Source organism: Streptomyces tuirus (assembly GCF_014701095.1).
GTDB lineage: Bacteria > Actinomycetota > Actinomycetes > Streptomycetales > Streptomycetaceae > Streptomyces > Streptomyces tuirus.
Map to the genome: position 1 here is coordinate 672,998 of NZ_AP023439.1, position 22,577 is coordinate 695,574.

Below are 22,577 nucleotides of genomic sequence, written 5' to 3' on the forward strand. Positions count from 1 at the left end.
TCCCCGTGTACACCTCTGCGCTCGCGTGCGCGCCGCACGGCCCGGGCATCGAATGACCGACCGTCGAACGGGGAGGTACGCGTGCACGGACCGGCTTCGTCCGGCTGGCTGCTGGTGGCGCTCTGCGCGGTGACCGGCACCTACTGCCTAGCGCGGATGCGCAGCGGCGCCGAGGAGCAGCGCGGCGCCGCGGGCGGCGAGGCGCTGATGGGATTCGGGATGGCCGCGATGGCCGTACCCGCGGCGGTGTTCACTCCGCCCGGGTGGGCCTGGCCCGTCTACGCGGCGGTGTTCGGGGCGGCGGGGGTCCACGCGCTGTGGGCGTCCCGGACGGGCACGCACCACCTCCACCACCTGGTGGGGGCCGCGGCGATGGTCTACATGTCCCTGGTGATGGCCGGCTCCCCCGGACACGCACACGGCCGGGGCGGATCGGGCTTCCCGCTCCTGACCGGGGCGCTGCTGCTCTACTTCGCCGCCTACGTGCTGCGGGCCGGCGTCCGTCTGGTGCCGGTCGCCGCCGTGGCCGGGGGCGGTGTGCGAACCGGATGGGGAGACCGGCCGGAACTGGCGCGGGCCTGCCGTCTGTCCATGGGAATCGCAATGGTGGCGATGCTGCTCACGCTGTGACCGGGACCGGCCCGCCGCCCCCAACGGGTCCGTTGCCTGCGTCACTTTGACGCCGCAAGGCGTACCCCTGGGCGGGGCCGCGCTCATAGGCTGCCCTCATGATGCTCACCGCCGCGCTGCTGCTGCTCGGCGCCGTGACCGCCGTGGTCGCCCCCCGGCTGCTCGCCCGGGCGGACTGGCCGGACCGTGAGCCGGTGGTGGCGCTGTGGGTGTGGCAGTGCGTGGTGGCGGCCGTCCTGGTGTGCTGCGTGCTGTCCATGACGCTCAGTGCGGCGGCGGCCTGGCACGCGGTCGGCGGGCACGTCTTCGCGACGGCCCCGCGCGCGGTCGTGGAGGCCTACGCCCTCGGTACGGCGGGCCCGTGGGCGGCGACCACGGCGGTCGCGCTGGCCGGCGGGGGGCTGTGGAGCGCCGCGATGCTGCTCCGCGAGATCGGCCGGGCCCGTGCCCGGCGCCGCCGACGACGTGCCGATCTGCTGGTCCGGGCGCCGCTGCTGCCGGGCGAGGTGGCCGTCTCCGGCCGGCTCGTCGTCCTGGAGAGCGAGCGGCCCGACGCCTGGTGGCAGCCCGGCACTCCCCCGCAACTGGTCGTCACCACGGCTGCGTTGCTCCGGCTGAAGGGCCGGCAGCTGGACGCGGTGCTCGCCCACGAGCAGGGCCATGCCCGGGCCCGGCACGACTGGCTGCTGAACTGCTCCTCGGCTCTCGCCGGCGGATTTCCGCAGGTACCGGTGTTCGCCGCGTTCCGCGACGAGATGCACCGCCTGGTCGAACTCGCCGCCGACGACACGGCATCGCGCCGCTTCGGCCGCCTCACGACGGCCCTGGCGCTGGTCGAACTGAACGAGCACCGCGGCGTGTTCGGGCCCTGCCCCACTCCGCAGGCCCATGTCCCCGCCCGGGTGCACCGGTTGCTCACTCCCCCGGACCGCCTGACCGCGGCCCGGCGGCTGCGGCTGACGGCGGCGGCCGCGCTGGTGCCTGTGGTGCCGGTGCTGGTGGCGTTCGTGCCGGGGCTACGGGCGCTGGGGTAGCCGGGAGACCACAGCGCCCCGACTGCCCCTGCGGCGGGCGTCCGGGGCGCCCTCGGTGGATGAGGGATGGCCGAAGCGTGCCGCCCCGGTGACGGAAGATCTTCCCCTTACTGGATCCGGACCCCCCGGTTCGGCGAGGATCGCTGTATGCACACCACGTCCGTCGACTCCCCGCCCCGTCCGGAACACCGCGCCACCGCCGGTCTCGCCGGTGTCCTGGCCCTGTGCTCGGCGCTGCTGCTCACCCTCGTCGCGGCGAGATGGAGCCCGTTGATCAGCGCGGACGGGGAGATCGCTGACACCACCCACCGCTGGGCGGTCGACGAACCGGCTCTCACCCAGACGTGCCGCATCCTCACGGACTGGGTGTGGGACCCCTGGACCATGCGCCTGCTGTGCGCGGCCGTCGTCGTGTGGCTGGTGGTGCGGTGGGCGGCGCGCTGGACGGCGGTGTGGCTGGCGCTGGCCGTCGCGCTGGGCACGCTGCTGCAACAGGGCATCAAGGCGGCGGTGGCCCGCCCCCGTCCGGTCTGGCCCGATCCCGTCGACTCGGCCCACTACTCGGCGTTCCCGTCGGGCCACGCCATGACCGCCACGGTGGTGTGCGGCCTGCTGCTGTGGCTCCTGCACCGGCACGGCGTCGGCCGGGCCGTGTGGCGTACGGCCGTGGCCCTGGCCGTCGTCTCCGTGGTCGGGGTCGGGCTGACCCGGATCTGGCTCGGTGTCCACTGGCCGTCGGACGTGGTGGGCGGCTGGCTGCTGGGCACGATGGTGGTGGCCCTGGCGGTGTGGGTACACCGGCACCGGCAGCCCTGAACCCCCACGACGCGCTGCACGACAGCCACACGACCCCGGCGGCCCGGCCGCTTCGGAAAGTAGCCCAAGGACACCACCGGGGCCGAGCGCTCGCCCGCCTCGGACGATCCCCCGCGTCGCCCGAGGCAGACGGCACCACCGGCCCAGACCTGACAGGTCCTGGCCGGACCCTCTGAGTATAGTTGGCTGGCAGCCAGTCAACACAGGAGTTTCAGCATGTCTCCGCGTAGCGCCTCGGTGAACGAAGAGTTGCGGCGGCGTTCCCGGGAGCGGCTCCTGCAGGCGGCGGTCGAGCTGGTGAGCGAACGCGGTTTCGACGCGACCACGCTCGGAGACATCGCGGACCGGGCGGGATCGGCCCGGGGCCTGGTGTCGTACTACTTCCCCGGCAAGCGCCAGCTGGTGCAGTCCGCCGTGCACCGGCTGATGCACCGCACGCTGGAGGAGGCGCTGGAGCGCGAGCCGCGCACCGAGGACGGCCGGGAGCGGATGGCCCGGGCCATCGACGCGATCCTGGGCCTTGCCCGGGACCGGCCCGTGCTGATGCGCCAGCACATGGCGGGGATCCTGGAGGCCGAGGGCTTCATGCAGTGCCCGGAGCAGCGGCGGCTGGCCGAGCTGCTGCGGGACACCATGGCCCGGCACGGGTCGCCGGACGTCGACAGCGACTACCCGATGATGCGCGCCCTGCTGATGGGTTCGGTGTACGCCGCCGTGGTGCCGGGGGCGCCGATGCCGCTGCCGGTGCTGCGGGCCGAGTTGTTCAAGCGCTACCGGCTCGGCTGGGAGCTGGGCCTCCCGCCGGAGACCGGAGCCTCCGGCGGGAGGGGCGACAAGGATCTGTCGCGGTTCTTCGCGACCGGGGCCGCACCGGAGTGCGACCCGCGGGGTCAGTCGAAGTAGTCCGGCTGGGTCTGGACGTTGAGCTCACGCTGGTGGACCCAGCGGGCCGGGTCCGTGCGCCGGTCGTCGATCTTGAGGACGTCGAAGCCCCGGGCGTACTCGTTCGAGTAGATGTAGCCGTTGTAGTAGTACGCGGACCACGAGCCGCCCGACTTGATGGTGTCGGTGGTCAGCGGGCCGCGGTCGAAGTAGGCGATCTCCTTCGGCTTGGCCGAGTCGGTGAAGTCCCAGACGGAGACGCCGCCCTGGTACCAGGCCTGGACCATGATGTCCTTGCCCTTGACCGGGATCAGCGAGCCGTTGTGGGCGACGCAGTTCTCGGTGTCCGCCTGGTGGCGGGGGATCTTGAAGTAGCTGCGGAAGACGAGCTTGCGCTTGTCCCCCTTGCCGACCACGTCGTAGATGCCGTCGGCACCGCGGTCCGGGCCGATCTCCGCGTTGCAGGTGGCCGCGCCGCCACCGCCCAGCTCGTCGGTGAACACGACCTTGTCGGCCTTCTGGTTGAAGGTCGCCGAGTGCCAGAACGCGAAGTTCACGTTGTCCTGGACGCGGTCGATGACCTTCGGGCGTTCCGGGTCCTCGATGGAGAACAGGATCCCGTCGCCCATGCAGGCGCCCGCGGCCAGGTCCTTCGACGGCAGCACGGTGATGTCGTGGCAGCCGGTGGTCTTGGACACGCCCGGGTTGGTGGGCCCGCCCGGGTTGCCGCCGCCGTCCGGCCCCTCACCGGGGAACAGCACGGGGAAGCCGACGACCTTCGCCTTCTCGGGGGCGTTGCGCGGCACCTTGATGACGGAGATGCCGTCGTGCGGCGGCTGGCAGTCGGGGTACGTGGCGCTCGGCGAGTACGAGGAGACGTACACGTAGACGTTGCGGCGCTCGGGCACGAGCGTGTGGGTGTGCGAGCCGCAGGCGGTCTCGACGGCGGCGACGTACCTCGGGTTGCGCTTGTCGCTGATGTCGAAGACCTTCATGCCCTCCCACGAGGACTTCTCGGTCGCCGGCTGGGTGGTGCTGGAGCAACTGCTGTCGCTGCGCGAGGAGTCCGTGGACAGGAACAGCAGGTCACCGGAGACGGAGATGTCGTTCTGCGAGCCCGGGCACAGCACCTGGGCGACGGTCTTCGGCGCCCTGGGGTTGCTGATGTCGAAGATGCGGAAGCCGTCGTAGTTGCCCGCGAACGCGTACCTGCCCTGGAAGGCGAGGTCCGAGTTCGTGCCCTGGAGCACGTCCTTGGGGACATGGGCGAGGTGCTGGATGTTGTCGGAGTGGACGATCTCGTCCTGGCCGGGTATGTCGCCGCTCTCGATGGCCTCCCGGACCTCTGCCTGGTCGCTCTTGGAGACCTTCTTCGGCGCGGGCGGCGCATCCCCCGGGTCGGGGGTGGCCCCTGCGGGTGCCGCGGTCAGGAGCGCGGCCAGCAGCCCGGCGGCGGCAGCGGCAACTCCCAAGCGTCTGCGGCGTGTTCGGCGGTCGTTCAACAGGATCACTGTTTTCCTCCCTGGTTCCGTTCACTGCGGAACGGTTCACGCACCACGCAGTATCGTCTTCGCCATGCACATACCAATAGAGGGCAACAGAATCGCAATGAAGTTTTCCGATCAATGACCCGCGGAAACGTGGGTGTACGTCGTCCACAACCCGAGGTGCGTCCCAACCCGCTTGCCACAGGAGGTCGTTGTGCTCTTCCGCCGTGCGTCCCGGGCGTCCGCCGTCACGACGGGGCTGGTCGCCCTGGCCGTGCTCGCGGCCGGGGGCTGTGACTCCGGTCCGGACCGGGGGCCGGCCGCCGCGGACGGGCCCGCCGTGATCGCGCCGGGCGAGCCCGGTGAGCCGAACCGCACCCTGTCCGCGCAGGAGGCCGCCGACCAGAACCCGGAGAACGACTCCCCCAACTCGGCGGACGTCTCCTATGCCCGCATGATGATCGAGCACCACTCCCAGGCCCTGGTGATGACCGAACTCGCCCCGGAGCGCGCCGGGTCGAAGGACGTGAAGCGGATCGCCGAGCGCATCGCGGCCGGCCAGAAGCCCGAGATCGAGGCCATGAAGGGCTGGCTGAAGTCGTACGGCAAGCCGCTCAAGGCCGGGCGGCACGAGCACGCCACCATGCCCGGCATGGCGACTGAGGCCCAGCTGAAGAAGCTCCGCGCGGCGGACGGAAAGGCCTTCGACCACCTCTTCCTGACCCTGATGACGACCCATCACCAGGGTGCGATCACCATGGCCACGGACGTGAAGGGGCAGGGCAACAACATCCGGGTCGAGGAGATGGCCGACGAGGTGATCGCGCAGCAGACGAGCGAGATCACACGGATGCGGAACATGCTCTGAGCTCGACGTTCAACCTCGCTGCTGTTGCAGGCGGAGATGGTCGGTGCGGGTTTCGACTCGTTTCGCGGTCTTCCCGGGCTCGTGTCGTGGTGCCGGCCGGCCCGCAGTGACGCTGGGGACCGGTGTGGTGCGGCCCGTGGCGGTGGCCCGGGCGGCGGCTGCCGGGTCCTCGGGGTGTCCTTGAGGACGTAGCCGGTGGCGCCGCCCGGCGTCCGGCCTGGCCCGGCACGCACATCCGCGCTGACCACAGCGCCCCCCAGGCATGCTCCGCCATTGCCTGAACCGTCTCGGCCACCCGCGGAGCCGGACACGGCGTCGAGTGGCTTCTCGCGATCCCGGGACACACTGGTCTCGCCCAGGCCGCCACACGTCTCGGCGGCAGAAGGACCTTCCTCGCGGGCCACAGCCGGCCTCTGGATCGCGTGCAGGCAGTGGCTGTCGGCCTTGTGCCCTTCGTGGCCGGCCACCTGCCGGGCGAAGCGGCCGGCAGGTGGCCCGCCGGGGACTGCCCGGGTGTCAGGACTCGCTGGGGCCGTCGGGCAGCATGCGTTGCAGACCGGTCGCGACAACTGACGCGACATCAAGGTCCGGATCGAGGGCCGCGTTGATGATGACGCCGTCGATCAGCGTCATCGCGAGCACGCCGAGCGCTGTAGGGTCCGCCGTCGCGGGCCCGCAGAAGCGAAGGAGCACGCAGCCGAGTTCGCGATGGGTATGGCGCAGGGCGGCGAGTCGCCGCGCGGCCAGTTCCGGGTCTCGTGCTGCGACGATGGAGAACTCGGCGTTCGCGAGGAACCAGCCGCGGCGCTTGCGCATGACGTCGGCGAGCCACGAGCCGATGGCCCGGCCCACCTTGTCCTGCCCTACGGTCTCCGGCTCGATGTGCCGCCACTCGTCGGGCAGGGACTCGGCCCGCTCCTCGGCCAGCACGAGGAACAGCTCCTCCTTGCTGCTGAAGTTGCCGTACACGGCGCCTTTGGTGAATCCCGCGTCCGCGGCGATGGCCTCCAGGGACGCGGCGCCGTAGCCCACGTCGCAGAACTTCTCGTACGCCGACTGCAGCAGCGCGGTCCGCGTCTCGCGGCGCCTCCGTTCCCGGCTCGATTCAGGGGCTTGACGACTCGGCGCATTCATATACTGTTCGTACCACACATACGGTCCGTATTTGAAATACGAGTCGTACATGAGCGGTCGCGGCTGCCCGCCTTCCCCTCAGTCGCGGCTGCCCGCCTTCCCCTCAATCGGAGGCTTCCGATGACAACCACCTCTTCCCCCGGCCGTAGAGCCATCGCGGCGACGCTCGGCGTCGTCACCGCGGCGTTGTTCGCCTACTCGACGCTGGAGACGATGCTGTCGCCGGCCCTGCCCGCGATCCAGAAAGCGGTGGGCGCCTCGACGTCGGCGATCGCCTGGGTCTTCACCGGGTTGCTGCTGGCCGGGGCGGTCTCGACCCCGCTGGTGGGGCGCCTGGCCGACATCCGCGACAAGCGGACCGTCCTGCTGTGCGTGCTGGCGGTCGTCGCCCTCGGCACCCTGCTCGCCGCCCTCGCCACGAACGTCGCCCTGCTGACCGCCGGGCAGGTCCTGCAGGGCGTGGGGCTGAGTCTGGTCCCCCTCTCGGTGGGCATCATCCGCGATACCCAGCCAGCCCGGCGCATCGCTGCGGGCAACGGCCTGATCGTGGGGACGGCGGCGTCGAGCACCGCGGTCGGGCTCGTGATCGCGGGTCCGATCCTCGATGTCCTGCCCTACACCTGGCTGTACTGGATCCCCTTCGCCGTGATCGTCGCGGCGTTCGTGGTGGCGTGGGTCGTCGTCCCGTCCTGCCCGCCGACCCGGCGTGGCCGGATCGACTCGGCCGGAGCCGTCCTGCTCGCCTCGGGACTCGCGATGCTGCTGATCGGGATCTCGCGCTCGTCCAAGGTGGGCTGGGGATCGCCGCTGGTGCTGAGCCTGGTGGTGGCGGGTGTGGCGGTCCTGGGCGTGTTCGCCGTGGTGGAGCTGCGCACCAGCGAGCCCCTGGTGGACCTGCGCCTGCTGGGCACGCGTGCGGTGCTGCTGACCTGCGCCGTGGCGTTCGTGGTCGGTTTCGGCACCTTCGCTGTCTTCGTCCTGGTGCCGATGCTGGTGGAGCTGCCGACGACGACCGGCTACGGACTCGGCGGCTCGGCCCTGTCGACCGGGCTCTACCTCGTGCCGCTGGGCATCGTCGGTACGGCCGTCGCCCCGCTCACCGGTCGGTTCGAGCGGGCGGTCGGCACCCGGGGCGTGATGCTCACCGGCACCGCGGCGATGGTCGCCGCCGCGCTGGTGCTCCTCGCGGCTCCCGGCCGTCCGTGGCTGATCCTCCTTTCCACGGCGCTGGCGGGCCTGACCGTCGGCTTCGGGCTGACGGGCGCGATGAACATCGTGGTCGCGACTGTGCCCGAAGAACGGACGGCGAGCGTCAGCGGACTGGCGTTCGTGGTCAAGAGTGTCGGCGGAGCTCTCGGTGCCCAGCTGGGCGCTGTCCTGCTGGCGCAGTCCACCGCTCCCGGCGCGGAGTTGCCCGCCTGGTCCGGATTCCGGTCGGCCTTCCTGCTCGCCGCCGCGGTGAGTATGGCTGCGGTGCTGCTCAGCATCGCGCTGCCCTCCCGGCTGCCCCGCGTCACACCCTCCGCCGTCACCGCGGTCGGAGAGCCGGTATGAGGACACGCCCCCACCTCACGGCCCTCGACACCGTCCTCGAACGAGCCGCCCTGGGCCACGCCGTGGCCGGAGCGTCGGTGTGCCTGATCGACAGCACGACGAACTGCGCGTCGATCGGCGTGGAACGGGTGGGCACGCAGGCTCCGGTCGGCCCGCACACACTGTTCCCGCTCGGATCGGTGACCAAGATCGTCGTGGCGACCGTGGTCTGCCGACTGGTGGCGGAGGGCAGACTCGCCCTCGACGCTCCCGTGGCCGCTCTCGTACCGGAGCTGCACACGCTCGGCGCCCGCGGTGCCGCGATCACGACGCGCATGCTGCTGTCCCATACCTCGGGGCTGGCCGACGCCTGGGACGCCTCCGCCTCGCTGACCGAGCTGCTGGGTACCTCCCGCGGGACTGCCGCCGCGGCCGCGCCCGGCGAGGGCTTCTCCTACAGCAACACCGGGTACGTGGTCCTGGGCCGGCTCGTCGAGAAGCTCACCGGCCTCAGCTGGGTGGAGGCCGTGCAGCGGGCGGTCCTGCGTCCGGCCGGGATCTCCTCCGCCGTCTTCACCGCACCGGCCGACGCGGCCGCCGGGCATGTCCTGGGCGATGACGGCACGCTCGTGGCCGGGGACCTCTGGCCTTCGGTCAGCCCGCTGTTCGGGCCGGCAGGCGCCACCCTGCACGCGACCGCCGCGGACACGGCACGACTCGTTCTCGCCTGCGCGACCGGACGCACCCAGGACGGACGCGAACTGCTGCCCCGGTGGATGGTCGACGAGATGCTCCGCCTGCACGCCCCGATACCCGGCACACCGCTGCATTTCCGGGGCTGGGGACTGGGCTGGGCCCTTCCCGTCGCGGGGCCCTCCCGGTCCGTCCAGCACATCGGTGGGACCAGCGCGTTCGTCCACGTCGAGGCCGACCGAGGAATCGCGCTGGCCGTGCTGACCAACTTCCCGGAGGGCTGGGCCTTCGGGGTGGACGTCCTGTGCGAGGCCCTGGGGTATGACCGGCCCGCGCTCCCATCCGGTCCGGGCCCCGGTGACACGGACCGGTACGTCGGGGAGTACGCCTCACCCGCATTCGGCGTCACGGTGCGCGCCGCCCGGGACGGCCGGCTGCTGATCACCAGCCCCCTCACCGGCCGGGAAACCGACCTGCACCACCAACAAGGCGACTGCTTCCGGGCCGATTTCGGCGCCCTGGAAACCGAGGTGAACTTCATGGACTTCGACCACGGCCGGGCCGGCCGTCTGCACACCGCGCTCCGGATGCTGCGCCGTGTCAGCTGAGCACCCCGGCACCGACGTCGTCGTGATCGGTGCGGGCATCGTCGGCGCGCTCATCGGCCGGGAGCTCGCCGGGCGGGGGCTGGGGGTCGCGCTCCTGGACCCCCAGCCCGGTCGCGGTGCCTCGATCGGCAACGCCGGCCTGCTCGTTCCCAGCTTCACCAGGCCGATGGCCGATCCCGCAACCTTGTGGGAGGGCTTGCGCGCCATGACCGGCTCGGACCCTCTGATGTCGATCGGCTCCCTGTCTCCGGCAGTCCTGACGTGGCTGGCCCGATTCGCGGCCGCGGCCCGCCCGGGCCGGGCAGGCCGCATCGCCGCGAGGCTGACCGGCCCGGCACGCACCGCCGCGGACGCATACGCGAACCTCGCCGCGGAGACCGGCATCGACCTCGGCGTGACCGGCAGCGGCTGGCTCCAGGTGGCCCGCAGCCCGGCCGTTCTGCGACGCAAGCTGGCCCTGGCCCGCGAGCTGACGAAGAACGGCATCGACCACGAGGTCCTCACCCAGGCCGAACTGCGGGTACGGGCCCCGGAACTCGATCCGGGCCTGGCCGGTGCGGTGTTCTTTCCCGGTGACTCCTCGCTGGATCCGGCCGCGGCGACACGCGCGGCGCTGGTCGCCGCCGAGATGCGCGGCGTCGTCGTCCACCGCGCACGCGTCACCGGCCTGGTCCGCCGGATCGGCGAGGTCACCGCTGTGAGGACCGACCTCGGCGAGTTCACAGCCACCACCTACATCCTGGCCACCGGTGCCGGACGGCCAGGAGGACGAGGCATTCAGCCGGGCTGGGGTTGGAGCATCGACGTGCCCGCCGAGCATCCGCTGATCAGCTCGCCGCTGATCGGGCTCGACGACCACGTCGTGTTCAACCCCCTTGCCGGCCGCATCCGGATCACCGGCGGCATGCGGATCGGCGGCACCCCGCAAGACCGCCACGACCACGCCGCCGCCACCGCGATCCGGCAGGCCGCCGAACGGCTCGTGCCCGCGCTGCACGACCTGCCCCAGGGAACCCTCACCCGCGCGGCCCGGCCCATGACTCCCGACGGCCTGCCGCAGGCGGCCAGGACCGGCCGCAACCTCGTCACGGCCACCGGGCACGGCACCCTCGGAATGACCCTCGCCCCAGCGACCGCGGCCGCGGTCGCCCAGCTGCTCGGGCACGATGGCCGCCATCCGGAGGTCTTGCGATGACATCGCCGACCGCAGCAGGCCATCGGCTCCACACGGAGGCGCTGGTCGCCGATGCCCACAACGATCTGCTCATGCTCGTCGTCCGCCGGTCACCGCAGCTGTGGGCCACCTACTTCCGCGACGTCTGGTATCCGCAACTGCGCGCGGGCGGGGTGGATCTGCAGGTCCTGCCGGTCTTCATCGACCACGAGTTCACACCTGAAGGCGCGCTGCGCGAAACCCTCCGGATGGTCGAAGCCGCACACCGCATCGCCGAAGGCAACCCGGACCTGGTCGCGCTGTGCCGCACGGGCGCCGAGATCGACACGGCCATCAGCTCCGGCCGCATCGCGCTGGTCCTGGCGCTGGAGGGATGCCCGCAGATCGACACCGACATCGAGCTCCTGCAGACCTTCGCCCGCCTCGGCATCCGGATCGTGTCCTTCACCCATTTCGGCCGGAGCGCGCTGGCCGACGGATCCGGTGAAGACCGCACCGGCAGCCGCCTGACCCGCGCCGGCGTCGAAGCACTCGCCCTGCTGGAATCCCTCGGGGTGACGATTGACGTCTCCCACCTATCAGCCACCGGAGTCGATCACGTGCTCGAACTGGCGACCCGGCCTGTCATCGCGACCCACTCCTGTGCCCGCAGCCTCCACGACCACCACCGCAACCTCTCCGACGACCACATACGCGGCATCGCCGCCACGGGCGGACTCATCTGCGCGAACCTGTACGCCGGGTACCTCACCACCGAAACCCCCACGCTCGACCACGTCGTCGCACACATCGAACGCCTCACCGAACTCGCCGGCCCCACCAAGGTGGGAATCGGTGCCGACTTCGTTGCCGACCTGTTCGCGGAGAAGATCCCGGCCTGCGACCGACCACTGATCATCGAGGGCACCAACGCCGAAATCCTCGTCCCCGGCCTCGAAGGGCCCTCGGGGCTTCCACTCGTCAGCCACGCGCTGCTCACTGCCGGACACCACGAGAACGAGGTCCGAGGAATCGCCGGCGCCAACCTGGCCCGGTTCCTCGGTGCCACGCACCACGGAACGGACAACCATGCTGCCCTACCTCGACGCTGACCTTCTGGACAGGCTGCTGCCGTTCCCGCAAGCGATCAGCGCGCTGCACAGCACCCTCCAGGACGGGCCGCCCACCGTCACCGCACCACCCCGGACCACCGCCGAAGCCCCCGGCGGACATGTCCTCATCATGCCCGCAGCGGACCGAGACCTGTTCGGCATCAAGATCGCCGGGGTCGCGCCGGACAACCCGGCGAAAGGTCTGCCCCGGATCACCGGCACCTACCTGCTCTACGACGCTGACACCCTGCGGCCCATCCTCGCGATCGACGGCCCCGCCCTCACACTGCGACGCACGGCCGCCCTGTCCGCACTCGCGGTCGACCTCCTCGCCCCTCGCGACATCTCCCGGTTGCTGATCTACGGCACCGGACCACAAGCAGCAGCACACCTCCAAGCCCTCCGCGCTGTCCGGCACTTGCCGTCCATCGCCGTCAGCGGCCGGACCCCCCGGCGGACCCGCGCGTTCGCCGACGCCCACGGGATCGACGTCGCCGGACCGGACGACCTCCCCCAAGCCGACGTCGTCGCCTGCTGCACCAGCTCCACCACGCCGTTGTTCGACGGCCGGCACCTTTCGCAGCACGCGACCGTCATCGCGATGGGTTCACACACACCCGACGCCCGCGAACTCGACAGCCACACCCTCCGCGGCGCACAGGTCATCGTCGAAGACGTCCCCACCGCCACCCGCGAAGCCGCCGACATCGCCGAGGCACTCACCTCCGGCGACATCACCAACCCCCTGCCCCTCCACGAGGTCGTCACCGGACAAACCCCGGCACAAACCGACCGACGACGCGTCTTCAGATCCGTGGGCATGGCCTGGGAAGACCTGAGCACCGCCAAAGCAGCACTCACACAATGGAGGACCATGCCGGCGTGCACCTGAGCGTTCCCACCCGTGCCCGAATGAACGCGGCCAGTTCCTGACGGCATTGAGGAGAGCCGGTTGCGGGGCGGACCTCGTCCCGGTTCAGCGCCGGGCGCGGCGCGGGGACAGCAGGCCCGCGTCCCGGGCCTGGCCGATCAGCCTGAGCGAGGTACGACGGCTGTGCCCGGTCGCGCCCATCACGGCGAGGACCGGGTCGGCGCCGTCCCGCTGAGCCGCGCGGTACTCCCGCGCCACCAGCAGTTTCCCCTCCGCCCCGCGCGGCCGGGCGGGGCGGGCCCGGCGCCCCTCGCTCCCGCGGCCGTCGGACCCGGGCCCGCCGCCGCACGCCTCGGCGACCGACTCCTCGATCCACTCGGCGAGCACCGCCAGGTCGTCGAGGGACAGCGCGGGCTGAGCGCGCACCTCTTCGAGGCAGACGCATCCGCCGCCCACGACGGCCAGCGCGTCGACCCGGGCGCCGTCCGCGAAAGCCAGCCGGAACTCGAACCAGCGCGTGGCGCCCTCGTTCTCCCGCACTTCCCAGGCGGGGCGCACGGCCACCGCACCGTCCGCCGGAGAGCGATCAGAAAGATTCAGAAAGGATGCTTCCAGCATACGCTGAACGTAACCGCATGATCACATTCCCTACAGATCGGACACGCGCCGCGGGCGGAGCACTGCACCCTGTCAGCGGAGCCCGGCCGGTGCGATGCTGGAGGCGTCAGCGCTCTCCCGAGATCCGCCGGATCCCCCGGGTAAGGAGTTCCCCCGTGCTGCGAGTCGCCGTCGTAGGCTCCGGGCCGAGCGGGTGCTACACCGCCCAGAGCCTCGTCCGGATGGACTCCGGGGTGCACGTCGACGTCCTGGACCGGCTGCCCTGCCCCTACGGCCTCGTCCGTTACGGTGTGGCACCCGACCACGAGAAGATCAAGTCACTGCAGAACAACCTGCGCGCGGTTCTGGAGCACGAGCGGGTCCGGTTCCTCGGCGGTGTGCAGATCGGCCCCGGCGGCGTGACCACCGGCCGCCTGCGGGAGCTGTACCACGCGGTGGTGTACTGCGTGGGCGCCGCCACCGACCGGCGTCTGGGCATTCCCGGGGAGGATCTGCCGGGGAGCTGGTCGGCGACGCAGTTCGTGTCCTGGTACAGCGCCCATCCGGACGCCGTGGACGCCGGCTTCCTGCGGGACGCCCGGTCGGCCGTGGTCATCGGGGTGGGGAACGTCGCGGTGGACGTCACGCGGATGCTGGCCCGGGGCCTGGCCGAGCTCACCCCGACCGATATGCCGCAGGCGGCCCTGACCACCCTCGCGGACAGCCGGGTGTCCGAGATCCACATGGTGGGCCGGCGCGGCCCGTCCCGGGCCCGGTTCACCACCAAGGAGCTGCGCGAGCTGGGCACCCTGCCGGAGACGGACGTCGTCGTCGACCCGGCGGAGCTGGCCCTGGATCCGGGATACACGGACCCGTCCGCGCTGCCCACCCCGCAGCGCCGCAACGTCGAGGTCCTGCGGGGCTGGGCCTCGACGCCCCCGAAAGGCGCTCCGCGCCGCATCCACCTCCGGTTCTTCCTCCGCCCGGCCGAACTGCTCGCCGAGGGGGGCCATGTCGGCGCGGTGCGGCTGGAGCGGACGGCCCCGGACGGCCGGGGCGGCGTGACGGGCACGGGCCGCCACGAGGTCATCGCGGGACAGCTGGTCCTGCGCTCGGTGGGCTACCGCGGAGTCCCTCTGGAGGGCCTCCCCTTCGACCCGGTCACCGGCACCGTCCCGAACCTGTCCGGGCGGGTCCTGCGCGGGGGCGCCGTCGCCCCGGGCGAGTATGTGGCGGGCTGGATCAAGCGCGGCCCCACGGGCGTCATCGGCACGAACCGCCCCTGCGCGAAGGAGACGGCGACCTCGCTCCTGGAGGACGCGCCGGTGCTCACTCTGCGGGCCGTGCCCGACGACCCGCTCCCGGCGCTGCGCGCGGCGGGGACCGACCCGGTGCAATGGCCTGGCTGGCAGTCGATCGAGCGGGCGGAGGCGGAACTGGGAGCGTCGCTGGGTCGCGGTGTGGTGAAACTCCCGGACTGGCCTTCCCTGTTGAAGGCGGCGGCGGGCAAGGCCCCCTGAGGGCGCTCAGCCGCCGAGCCGGGCGGCCTGCCGGGCGGCGCCGTCGAGCAGCGCGGCCAGCAACCCCGGGAACAGGTCGTCCAGGTCGTCTCGCCGCAAGCCGTTCATCTTGGCCGTCCCCCGGTACACCTGCCGGATCACCCCGCTCTCCCGCAGCACCCGGAAGTGGTGCGTGGTGGTCGACTTGGTGACGGGCAGATCGAAGTGCGAGCAGGACAACTCGCCCGGCGCGGCGGCGAGTTCTCGCACGATCCGCATCCGCATCGGATCCGAGAGCGCGTGCAGCACGTCCTCCAGCCGGATCTCGCCGGACGCGGGATGTGGCAGGTCACGACTGCTGACGGCGGGGGACGACACGGCGGGCTCCACTTCCTCGGGGACTCCATAGTACGAGAACCTTCGTAGTTTGACATCCACCGTACTACGATGCCTATCGTACGAGTCGACATCGGCCCCGTGACGAAATGGAGTCCGCCGTGAGCGCGCTCTTCGAGCCCTACACCCTGCGCGAGCTGACGATCCCGAACCGCGTGTGGATGCCCCCGATGTGCCAGTACTCGGCGGCGCCCGAGGGCCCGGAGTCCGGGGCCCCCACCGACTGGCACTTCGCCCACTACGCCGCCCGCGCCACCGGCGGGACGGGCCTGATCATCGTCGAGGCGACCGCGATCTCGGCGCAGGGCCGCATCTCCCCCTACGACCTGGGCATCTGGAACGACACACAGGTCGAGGCGTTCCGCCGGATCACCCGCTTCCTCGCCGCGCAGGGCACGGTGCCGGCGATCCAGCTGGCCCACGCCGGACGCAAGGCGTCGACGGAACGCCCCTGGAAGGGCGGTGCCCCGGTCGGCCCGGACGCCCACGGATGGGACTCGGTCGCCCCGAGCCCGCTCGCGTTCGACGACAGTCACCCGGCCCCGGCCGAGCTGACCGTCGACCAGATCCAGGACGTGGTCCGGCAGTTCGCGGCCGCGGCGCGCCGCGCCCTGGCCGCCGGCTTCGAGGTCGCCGAGATCCACGGTGCCCACGGTTACCTGATCAACGAGTTCCTCTCCCCGCACTCCAACCACCGCACCGACGCCTACGGCGGCTCGTACGAGAACCGCATCCGTTTCGCCCTCGAGGTCGTCGACGCCGTACGGGAGGTGTGGCCGGACGACAAGCCGCTGTTCTTCCGCGTCTCGGCGACCGATTGGCTCGAGGACGGCGGCTGGACCGCGGACGACACGGTCCGCTTCGCCGCCGACCTGCGGGCCCACGGCATCGACCTGCTGGACGTCTCCACCGGCGGCAACGCCTCCGGCGTCCGCATCCCCACCGGCCCCGGCTACCAGGTGCCCTTCGCGGCCCGGGTGAAGAACGAGACGGGCCTGCCGGTCGCCGCGGTCGGGCTCATCACCGACGTCGAGCAGGCCGAGAAGATCCTGGCCAACGGCGAGGCGGACGCGGTTCTGCTGGGCCGCGAGCTGCTGCGCAACCCCTCGTGGGCGCGGCACGCGGCGCGGGAACTCGGCGGCGAGGTACGGGTGCCGGACCAGTACCACCGATCGGTCTGAACCGACCGTCCGCCCCAAGGAAGCATCCGTTTGGCGTGGTGGCATGGACATGTTCTCCATCGAGGGCATGTCCATGCCCGCATCGTCCTGAGCTGGAGCGGCCGAACGTGTTCTTCGCGGAGCGTTGACCAGAAAGCGCTTGCCCTCTACGTTCCGTTCAGCAGTGTGACCCGTCGGCGCGAGCAGAACCCTGACGGGGGCCCGCGTCGAACGACCTGCTGAACGACGTTCACTGACATGACCCACAGCTCGATGAAGGCACGCCCCCGACGGGACGTGTGGGCTCCAGAGGAGTTCCGCGCGCACCCACCCCCACGACAGAAGGAATCGGGACATGACTTCTGCGACACGCCCGCGCGCCGGCAGGCGCGCACTGACCGGCGCACTGGCCACTCTCGGCCTGTCGGTTGGCATGCTCATGACCACTCATGCGCCCACCGCGAGCGCGGCGACCTGGCCGGCCCCCAACGGCAGCCAGGGCACCTCCTCCACCATCTCCGTGTCCGGCACCAAGGACTACGGGATGAAGCGGTACTACGGCACCGGGGACCTGGCCGGTGACGGCCAGGAGGAGGGCCAGGACCCGATCTTCAAGCTCGCGGACGGCGCGGTGCTGAAGAACGTCATCCTGGGCGCCCCCGCCGCCGACGGCATCCACTGCGAGGGCAGCTGCACGCTGCAGAACGTCTGGTGGGAGGACGTCGGCGAGGACGCCGCGACCTTCCGCGGCGGCAACGGCGCGACCTACCAGGTGATCGGCGGCGGCGCGAAGAAGGCCGCGGACAAGGTCTTCCAGCACAACGGCGGCGGCACGCTGACCATCTCCGATTTCGCGGTGCAGGAGTTCAAGACGCTGTACCGCTCGTGCGGCGACTGCTCCACGCAGTACACGCGCAAGGTCAACCTCAACACCGTCGACGTGACCGGCACCGGCTCCACCGCGCGGCTCGTCGGCATCAACGTCAACCGCAACGACGTCGCGACGCTGCGGAACATCACGATCCGCAACGACTCCGGCCGCAAGGTCGTGCCCTGCCAGAAGTACAACAACAACACCGCTGTCGGCTCCGGACCCGACAGCAAGAACTGCCTGTACTCCGCCTCGGACATCACCTACGGATAGTCCCCGGCAGGTCGGCTTCCCCCCACGGTGACGGCGGCCGTGCGGAGCGTCCCGGCGGCGCTGCGCACGGCCGTTCGCGTCAGGTGCCGCGCCCCCGCGCACGCACCTCCCCGACCAGCTCCCGCTGGTAGTCGGTGTAGGCGGCGCGCAGTCCGGTGCCGGGCCAGTCGGCCGGCAGGAGCTCCGGCGGCAGGACGGGGTCGGCGAGCAGGTGCCGTACGACGGCGGCGAAGGCCGTCAGACGGTCGGCCGGGCGGGGTGCGCCGGCGATGTGGTCGAGCAGGGACCGGGCCGTGGCGGACCAGACATCCAGCGGCCACAGCGTCTCGGCCAATTCGCCCGAGGGCCGGTCGGGGCGGGCCGTGTAGCGCTGCACCACCTGGTCAAGGTCGTCCGGCAGGGCGCGGGGCAGGTTGGCGGGGCGGAGCCAGACGCCCTCGCGGAGTTCGGCGAGCCGGAGGGCGCCCAGCCGGGTGCGCAGCTCGGCCCGTTCGGCCGGGCCGCGTCCGGTCGCCGTGACCACGACCATCTCCCAGTCGCCGTCCCACGCGCGCGTGCGCGGGTGCACGGCGTCGTCCTGGCGGCGCTGGCGCTCCAGCAGCCGGTCACTGAGGCGGTAGCCGCCCTCCGTGCGCCGCAGGTCCCCTGCGGCCACCATCCGGCTGAGCGCGGCCCGCAGGGTCGATCCGCCGACGTCGAAGCCCTCCACGAGCCGCACCAGTTCCCTGACCGGCAGCTCGGGAGGATGCGCCCCGAGGAGCAGGCTCAGCACGACCGACCGCGCGGACAGCGGACGCAGGTCGAGCGCGCCGGATCGCGCCGGGACGTTCATCGGCATGGTCACGTACTGTACGCGGCACCATGGCGTGTTGCAGGATTGCTGCGACCGCAGCCAGAGTGCAACACTCACGGCATGGTCTCGACACTGGACGAACAGCGGGCCCACGGCGGTCCCGGCACGCACGACGTCACCAACCAGGCCCCGCCCCTCACCCCCTACGACGCCTCCGACGACACGGCCCTGCTGGAGGGGCTGCGGCGGGAGGGCGCCGGGTGGGCCGAGGAGGACCTGCGGCGGCTCGGCCGGCAGGCCGGCAGCGCCCGGGTGCAGGAGTGGGCCGACCTGGCCAACCGGCACGAGCCGGAGCTGCGGACGCACGACCGGTACGGCAACCGCGTCGACGAGGTCGAGTTCCACCCCAGTTGGCACCACCTGATGCGCACGGCGATCGGAGAGGGCCTGGCCGCCTCGCCCTGGGCGGACGAGCGGCCCGGCGCCCATGTCGTGCGGAGCGCGGGCGGACTGGTGTGGGGGCACACCGAGGCCGGGCACGGCTGCCCGACGTCGATGACGTACGCGGCCGTTCCGGCGCTGCGCAGGCAGCCGGAGCTGGCGAAGCTCTACGAGCCGCTGCTGACGAGCCGGGAGTACGACCCCGTCCTGCGGGAGCCCACGGAGAAGCGCGGGCTGCTGGCGGGCATGGGGATGACCGAGAAGCAGGGCGGTTCCGACGTCCGCACCAACACCACGGCGGCCACGCCCACGGCCGAGCCCGGGGTGTACACCCTGCGCGGGCACAAGTGGTTCACCTCGGCGCCGATGTGCGACGTGTTCCTGGTGCTGGCGCAGGCCCCGGGCGGGCTGTCGTGCTTCCTGGTGCCGCGCGTGCTGCCCGACGGGACCCGCAACACCTTCCGCATCCAGCGGCTGAAGGACAAGCTGGGCAACCGGTCCAACGCCTCCTCCGAGCCCGAGTTCGACGGGACGGTGGCCTGGCTGGTCGGCCCCGAGGGCCAGGGCGTGAAGACCATCATCGAGATGGTCAACTGCACGCGGCTGGACTGCGTGATGATGTCGGCCGCGCTGATGCGCAAGTCCCTCGTCGAGGCGGGGCACCATGCGCGCCACCGGAGCGCGTTCGGCGCCCGGCTCGTGGACCAGCCGCTGATGCGCAACGTTCTCGGCGATCTGGCGCTGGAGTCGGAGGCCGCCACGACGCTCACCCTGCGGCTGGCGGGGGCGGCCGACCGGGCGATCCGCGGGGACGAGGCCGAGGCGGCGTTCCGCCGGATCGCCACCGCCGTCGGCAAGTACTGGGTGACCAAGCGGGGCCCGGCCTTCACCGCGGAGGCCCTGGAGTGCCTCGGCGGCAACGGCTACGTCGAGGACTCCGGGATGCCCCGGCACTACCGGGAGGCGCCCCTGCTGTCGATCTGGGAGGGCTCGGGGAACGTCAACGCCCTCGACGTGCTGCGCGCGTTGAGCCGTGAACCGGGTACCGCAGAGGCCCTGTTCGGGGAGCTCGCCCTCGCCCGGGGCGCCGACGCCCGGCTGGACGCGGCCGTGACACGGCTCAAGACGGGGTTGTCCGAGGCGTCCGCGACGACGGCACGGCGTCTCGTGGAGCAGATGGCGCTGACCCTCCAGGCCTCCCTCCTCGTGCGGCACGCCCCGCCGGCGGTCGCCGACGCGTTCTGCGCGACGCGGCTCGGGGGCGACTGGGGGCACGCGTTCGGGACGCTGCCGGAGTCGGCGGGCCTGGCCGCGATCGTGGAGCGGGCGCTGCCGGGCGCCGCGGGCTGAGACGCCCCGGCGGGCTGTCGCCCGGCGGCTTCGCGGGGCTCGGGTGGTCCGGGCGGCGGGGGCCGAGTGCGCGGGTGGGCCGGCGTGCCCGGGGAGGCCGGCGTGCCCGGGAAGGACGGCGTACCCGGGGAGGCCGGCATGCCCGGGCGGGCCGGCATGCTCCGGAAGGACGGCGTGCGCGGGCGGGACTACGTACCCGGGCGGGGCGGGCTCCCGGGCGGGGCCGACTCGAACTCAAGCCATCGTGCGCACGGTTCGCGGACAGTCATCGCCCGATTCCGCTTCGTTGTCGGTGCCGTGGTGCAGACTCCCCGTCAGTTGGCAGTTCGCCTGGGGAGGACACCGTGTTCAGGGGGATCGACGAGGTCGACTGGGCCTCGCTGCGCCATGCCTACGGCAGCGCGGAGGACGTGCCCGGACTGTTGCGGGGGCTGGCCTCCGCCGACCCGGCCGAGCGACAGACCGCGCTCGACGGGCTGTACGGCACGGTGCACCACGAGGGCGGGGTCTACGACTCGACCCTCGCCTGTGTTCCGTTTCTCCTCGCGCTCGCCGTGCGCGAGGAGGTGCGGGACCGGGCGGAGGTGGTGGAGCTCCTCGTCAGCATCGGTGACGTCGAGGGTGCCCCCGATGGTCCCGCGGCAAGCGCCCGGGATGCCCTGCGCGCGCGTGCCGACGTCTTCGAACGGCTCGTCGGGGACGCGGACCCCGGGGTGCGCCGGGCAGCCGCCGGGGCGCTGGTGCGGTTCCCCGGCCGGCCGGCCCGCGTGCTCGCCCTGTTGCGGGACCGGATCACCGTGGAGCGGGACGACCGGGTCCTGCTCGCCCTGGCGGAGAGCCTCGGCCTGTTCGCACGGCGGTACCGCCCCACCGATGCCGCCCCCACCGCCGGGGCGGTGCGCCTGCTGACCGAGCTGAGCGGGCCCCCGCACGGCCCCGGCCTCCGGCTCGCCGCGCTCGGGCAACTCGCGGGGTGCGCCCCGGACATGCTCCCCGCCGATCTCGTACCGACCGTCGTCCGTCTGCTCAGGGAGAGATCCGGGCAGCGGGCCCCGGCGGGGCACCCGTACGACGATCCCGGCCCGGACACGCTCGCCGGCCGGCTGCGGCGGCTGCGCCCCTCGGACGAGGAGGGGTCGCGGCTGCTGCGGACCCTGCACTCGGCGCTCGGCAGCCGGGTGCCCGACCGGGTCGCCCTGCTGTGCGGACAGCTGACCAGCCCGGATCCCCTCGACCGGTGCAACGGCGTGTGGATGTCGGCCGGGCTGATCCGTGAGTGGCGTACCGGCCACGCGGAGCCGGTCACCCTGATCGGCAACCAACTGGGCGCGCAGGAGGCCCGGTTGCACGATGCGGCGGTCGCCGTCCTGGTGGAGCTCCTCGCGCTGGCCGCGCCCGCCGCGGACCCTCTGTACGCGCTGGTGACGTACCGTCCCGAGCTTCGGATACGGCACGGGGAGCGGGGTGGGCCGGCCCTCGGCGGTCCGCTCAGGGCACTGGCCGGGGCCGGGGACGCGCGGGCCGTGCCGGTGCTGGCGGAGGTGCTGGCGGGCCCGGTCGTCCCGAACGATCTGGGGCTGGTGATCCCCCACTTGGGCGGCGCGGCCGTTCCGCTCGCCCCGGCGCTGCGGCGACGGCTCGCCCGCGTGCCGCTCGACGCGTCCGATGTGTGCGAACGGGCCGTTCCCCTGCTGTCGGCCCTCGCTGCACTGGGCGACGTCGAGTCCACCCCGGCGGTCGTGCGTCTGCTGCGGGGCATGCCGGGCGGCGTGCCGCAGCGCGACGCCGTCACCACTGCCGCGGTCCGTTCCCTCGGCGCGTTCGGCGGTGCGGCGCGCGAGGCGATACCGGATCTGCGCGGGCTGCTGGGCACCGACAGCGCGGTGGCGGCGGCCGACGCGCTGTGGTCGGTCACGGGCGACGCCGACGCCGTGCTGCCCGTCCTGCTGCGGGAGTTGTCGGACACCGGGAGCGGTCACCGGCGCCATGCCGCCGCCGTACTGGGGCGGTTGGGCCCGGCGGCGCGTCCGGCCCTGCCCGGGCTGCGCGAGATGGCCGCCTCCGGCGACGCCTGGACGCGGGCCACGGCCGCGTGCGCGGTGTGGCGCACGGCCGGGGAGCCGGAGCAGTTCCTCCCTGCCCTGCGTTCGGCATGGTGGGAACACCCGCGCACGCGCACGACGATCGCGGAGTGCGTCGCGGCACTGGGACCGGCGGGAGCACCCCTGCACGACATGCTCCGGGCGGAGCTCGCCGCCCCCCGGCGGCATCGCGGCGACTCCGAAGGCCACCGCATACGCGAGGACCTGGCGTTGCTACGGACGTGCCGGGAGGCACTGGCCGGGCAGGGGCGCCCATAGGCCACTCGCGGGCCAC

Annotated in this window: 20 protein-coding genes; 15 read left to right on the top strand and 5 right to left on the bottom strand. The window is 72.4% G+C overall.

Translation table 11 applies throughout. The features are described 5' to 3' along the window. Window positions 1-81 precede the first annotated feature (81 nt). From IGS69_RS03225 to IGS69_RS03240, 4 genes are all read left to right on the top strand, one after another. Complete coding sequence (locus tag IGS69_RS03225; protein ID WP_190896771.1) at window positions 82-630, top strand: DUF5134 domain-containing protein; 549 nt, start codon at window positions 82-84, stop codon at window positions 628-630. Window positions 631-728: 98 nt separating this feature from the next. Next, a complete protein-coding gene (locus IGS69_RS03230) occupies window positions 729-1,664 on the top strand; it encodes a M56 family metallopeptidase (protein ID WP_190896772.1) in 936 nt (311 codons plus the stop codon). A 147-nt stretch (window positions 1,665-1,811) separates the two neighbouring features. After that, the gene (locus tag IGS69_RS03235) at window positions 1,812-2,480 is read left to right on the top strand and encodes a phosphatase PAP2 family protein (RefSeq protein WP_190896774.1); all 669 of its coding nucleotides are present in this window, start codon (window positions 1,812-1,814) and stop codon (window positions 2,478-2,480) included. Window positions 2,481-2,696: 216 nt separating this feature from the next. Next, window positions 2,697-3,383 (top strand): TetR/AcrR family transcriptional regulator, encoded by a 687-nt coding sequence (locus IGS69_RS03240; protein WP_190896776.1) that lies wholly within the window; start codon window positions 2,697-2,699, stop codon window positions 3,381-3,383. Here the strand turns inward: IGS69_RS03240 and IGS69_RS03245 are convergent. Then, window positions 3,371-4,873, bottom strand: coding sequence for an LVIVD repeat-containing protein (locus IGS69_RS03245; RefSeq protein WP_190896778.1), 1,503 nt, complete (start codon window positions 4,871-4,873; stop codon window positions 3,371-3,373). The genes IGS69_RS03240 and IGS69_RS03245 overlap by 13 nt on opposite strands. Window positions 4,874-5,063: 190 nt before the next feature. Here IGS69_RS03245 and IGS69_RS03250 point away from each other — a divergent pair, with 190 nt between their 5' ends. Beyond that, on the top strand, window positions 5,064-5,717 hold the full coding sequence (locus IGS69_RS03250) for a DUF305 domain-containing protein (protein WP_190896780.1): 654 nt from the start codon (window positions 5,064-5,066) through the stop codon (window positions 5,715-5,717). 516 nt (window positions 5,718-6,233) lie between these two features. Here the strand turns inward: IGS69_RS03250 and IGS69_RS03255 are convergent. After that, on the bottom strand, window positions 6,234-6,851 hold the full coding sequence (locus tag IGS69_RS03255) for a TetR/AcrR family transcriptional regulator (protein ID WP_190896782.1): 618 nt from the start codon (window positions 6,849-6,851) through the stop codon (window positions 6,234-6,236). A 120-nt stretch (window positions 6,852-6,971) separates the two neighbouring features. Here IGS69_RS03255 and IGS69_RS03260 point away from each other — a divergent pair, with 120 nt between their 5' ends. Genes IGS69_RS03260 through IGS69_RS03280 form a run of 5 tightly spaced genes read left to right on the top strand, consistent with a single transcriptional unit; the run spans window position 6,972 to window position 12,842 of the window. Beyond that, complete coding sequence (locus IGS69_RS03260; RefSeq protein ID WP_190896784.1) at window positions 6,972-8,405, top strand: MFS transporter; 1,434 nt, start codon at window positions 6,972-6,974, stop codon at window positions 8,403-8,405. Then, complete coding sequence (locus IGS69_RS03265) at window positions 8,402-9,685, top strand: serine hydrolase (protein ID WP_190896786.1); 1,284 nt, start codon at window positions 8,402-8,404, stop codon at window positions 9,683-9,685. Before IGS69_RS03260 ends, IGS69_RS03265 begins: the two co-directional genes overlap by 4 nt. Next, window positions 9,675-10,880: an NAD(P)/FAD-dependent oxidoreductase gene (locus tag IGS69_RS03270; RefSeq protein ID WP_190896788.1), complete on the top strand. Its 1,206-nt coding sequence runs from the start codon at window positions 9,675-9,677 to the stop codon at window positions 10,878-10,880. Before IGS69_RS03265 ends, IGS69_RS03270 begins: the two co-directional genes overlap by 11 nt. Further along, window positions 10,877-11,950 (top strand): dipeptidase, encoded by a 1,074-nt coding sequence (locus tag IGS69_RS03275; protein ID WP_190896790.1) that lies wholly within the window; start codon window positions 10,877-10,879, stop codon window positions 11,948-11,950. Before IGS69_RS03270 ends, IGS69_RS03275 begins: the two co-directional genes overlap by 4 nt. Continuing rightward, entirely contained in the window at window positions 11,928-12,842 is a 915-nt protein-coding gene (locus tag IGS69_RS03280; protein WP_190896792.1) for an ornithine cyclodeaminase family protein, read from the top strand. The genes IGS69_RS03275 and IGS69_RS03280 overlap by 23 nt, the downstream gene beginning before the upstream one ends. Before the next feature lie 84 nt (window positions 12,843-12,926). Here IGS69_RS03280 and IGS69_RS03285 read toward each other — a convergent pair whose 3' ends face one another. Then, a complete protein-coding gene (locus IGS69_RS03285; protein ID WP_190896794.1) occupies window positions 12,927-13,385 on the bottom strand; it encodes a DUF6214 family protein in 459 nt (152 codons plus the stop codon). A 209-nt stretch (window positions 13,386-13,594) separates the two neighbouring features. Between IGS69_RS03285 and IGS69_RS03290 the strand changes: the two genes are divergently transcribed. Beyond that, a complete protein-coding gene (locus IGS69_RS03290) occupies window positions 13,595-14,938 on the top strand; it encodes an FAD-dependent oxidoreductase (RefSeq protein WP_190896796.1) in 1,344 nt (447 codons plus the stop codon). 6 nt (window positions 14,939-14,944) lie between these two features. Here the strand turns inward: IGS69_RS03290 and IGS69_RS03295 are convergent, their stop codons facing one another. Next, the gene (locus IGS69_RS03295; RefSeq protein WP_190896797.1) at window positions 14,945-15,295 is read right to left on the bottom strand and encodes an ArsR/SmtB family transcription factor; all 351 of its coding nucleotides are present in this window, start codon (window positions 15,293-15,295) and stop codon (window positions 14,945-14,947) included. A 119-nt stretch (window positions 15,296-15,414) separates the two neighbouring features. Between IGS69_RS03295 and IGS69_RS03300 the strand changes: the two genes are divergently transcribed. Together IGS69_RS03300 and IGS69_RS03305 are read left to right on the top strand one after the other, a co-directional pair. Further along, window positions 15,415-16,494 carry an NADH:flavin oxidoreductase/NADH oxidase gene (locus IGS69_RS03300; protein WP_190896799.1) on the top strand — a complete coding sequence of 360 codons (1,080 nt, stop codon included), beginning with the start codon at window positions 15,415-15,417 and terminating at the stop codon, window positions 16,492-16,494. 334 nt (window positions 16,495-16,828) lie between these two features. Then, the gene (locus IGS69_RS03305; protein WP_190896801.1) at window positions 16,829-17,617 is read left to right on the top strand and encodes a pectate lyase; all 789 of its coding nucleotides are present in this window, start codon (window positions 16,829-16,831) and stop codon (window positions 17,615-17,617) included. A gap of 79 nt (window positions 17,618-17,696) precedes the next feature. Here the strand turns inward: IGS69_RS03305 and IGS69_RS03310 are convergent, their stop codons facing one another. After that, a complete protein-coding gene (locus tag IGS69_RS03310) occupies window positions 17,697-18,455 on the bottom strand; it encodes a PaaX family transcriptional regulator C-terminal domain-containing protein (RefSeq protein WP_190896803.1) in 759 nt (252 codons plus the stop codon). Window positions 18,456-18,530: 75 nt separating this feature from the next. Between IGS69_RS03310 and IGS69_RS03315 the strand changes: the two genes are divergently transcribed. Together IGS69_RS03315 and IGS69_RS03320 are read left to right on the top strand one after the other, a co-directional pair. After that, a complete protein-coding gene (locus IGS69_RS03315) occupies window positions 18,531-20,201 on the top strand; it encodes an acyl-CoA dehydrogenase family protein (RefSeq protein WP_190896805.1) in 1,671 nt (556 codons plus the stop codon). A gap of 344 nt (window positions 20,202-20,545) precedes the next feature. Next, on the top strand, window positions 20,546-22,561 hold the full coding sequence (locus tag IGS69_RS03320; RefSeq protein ID WP_190896807.1) for a HEAT repeat domain-containing protein: 2,016 nt from the start codon (window positions 20,546-20,548) through the stop codon (window positions 22,559-22,561). Window positions 22,562-22,577 lie beyond the last annotated feature (16 nt).

Bases quoted from the DNA above. Each gene is read 5' to 3' on its own strand.
- IGS69_RS03240 (WP_190896776.1), top strand. From the start codon at position 2,697: ATGTCTCCGCGTAGCGCCTCGGTGAACGAAGAGTTGCGGCGGCGTTCC.
- IGS69_RS03235 (WP_190896774.1), top strand. From the start codon at position 1,812: ATGCACACCACGTCCGTCGACTCCCCGCCCCGTCCGGAACACCGCGCC.
- IGS69_RS03310 (WP_190896803.1), bottom strand. From the start codon at position 18,455: ATGCCGATGAACGTCCCGGCGCGATCCGGCGCGCTCGACCTGCGTCCG.
- IGS69_RS03275 (WP_190896790.1), top strand. From the start codon at position 10,877: ATGACATCGCCGACCGCAGCAGGCCATCGGCTCCACACGGAGGCGCTG.
- IGS69_RS03230 (WP_190896772.1), top strand. From the start codon at position 729: ATGATGCTCACCGCCGCGCTGCTGCTGCTCGGCGCCGTGACCGCCGTG.
- IGS69_RS03260 (WP_190896784.1), top strand. From the start codon at position 6,972: ATGACAACCACCTCTTCCCCCGGCCGTAGAGCCATCGCGGCGACGCTC.
- IGS69_RS03280 (WP_190896792.1), top strand. From the start codon at position 11,928: ATGCTGCCCTACCTCGACGCTGACCTTCTGGACAGGCTGCTGCCGTTC.
- IGS69_RS03305 (WP_190896801.1), top strand. From the start codon at position 16,829: ATGACTTCTGCGACACGCCCGCGCGCCGGCAGGCGCGCACTGACCGGC.
- IGS69_RS03315 (WP_190896805.1), top strand. From the start codon at position 18,531: ATGGTCTCGACACTGGACGAACAGCGGGCCCACGGCGGTCCCGGCACG.
- IGS69_RS03255 (WP_190896782.1), bottom strand. From the start codon at position 6,851: ATGAATGCGCCGAGTCGTCAAGCCCCTGAATCGAGCCGGGAACGGAGG.
- IGS69_RS03265 (WP_190896786.1), top strand. From the start codon at position 8,402: ATGAGGACACGCCCCCACCTCACGGCCCTCGACACCGTCCTCGAACGA.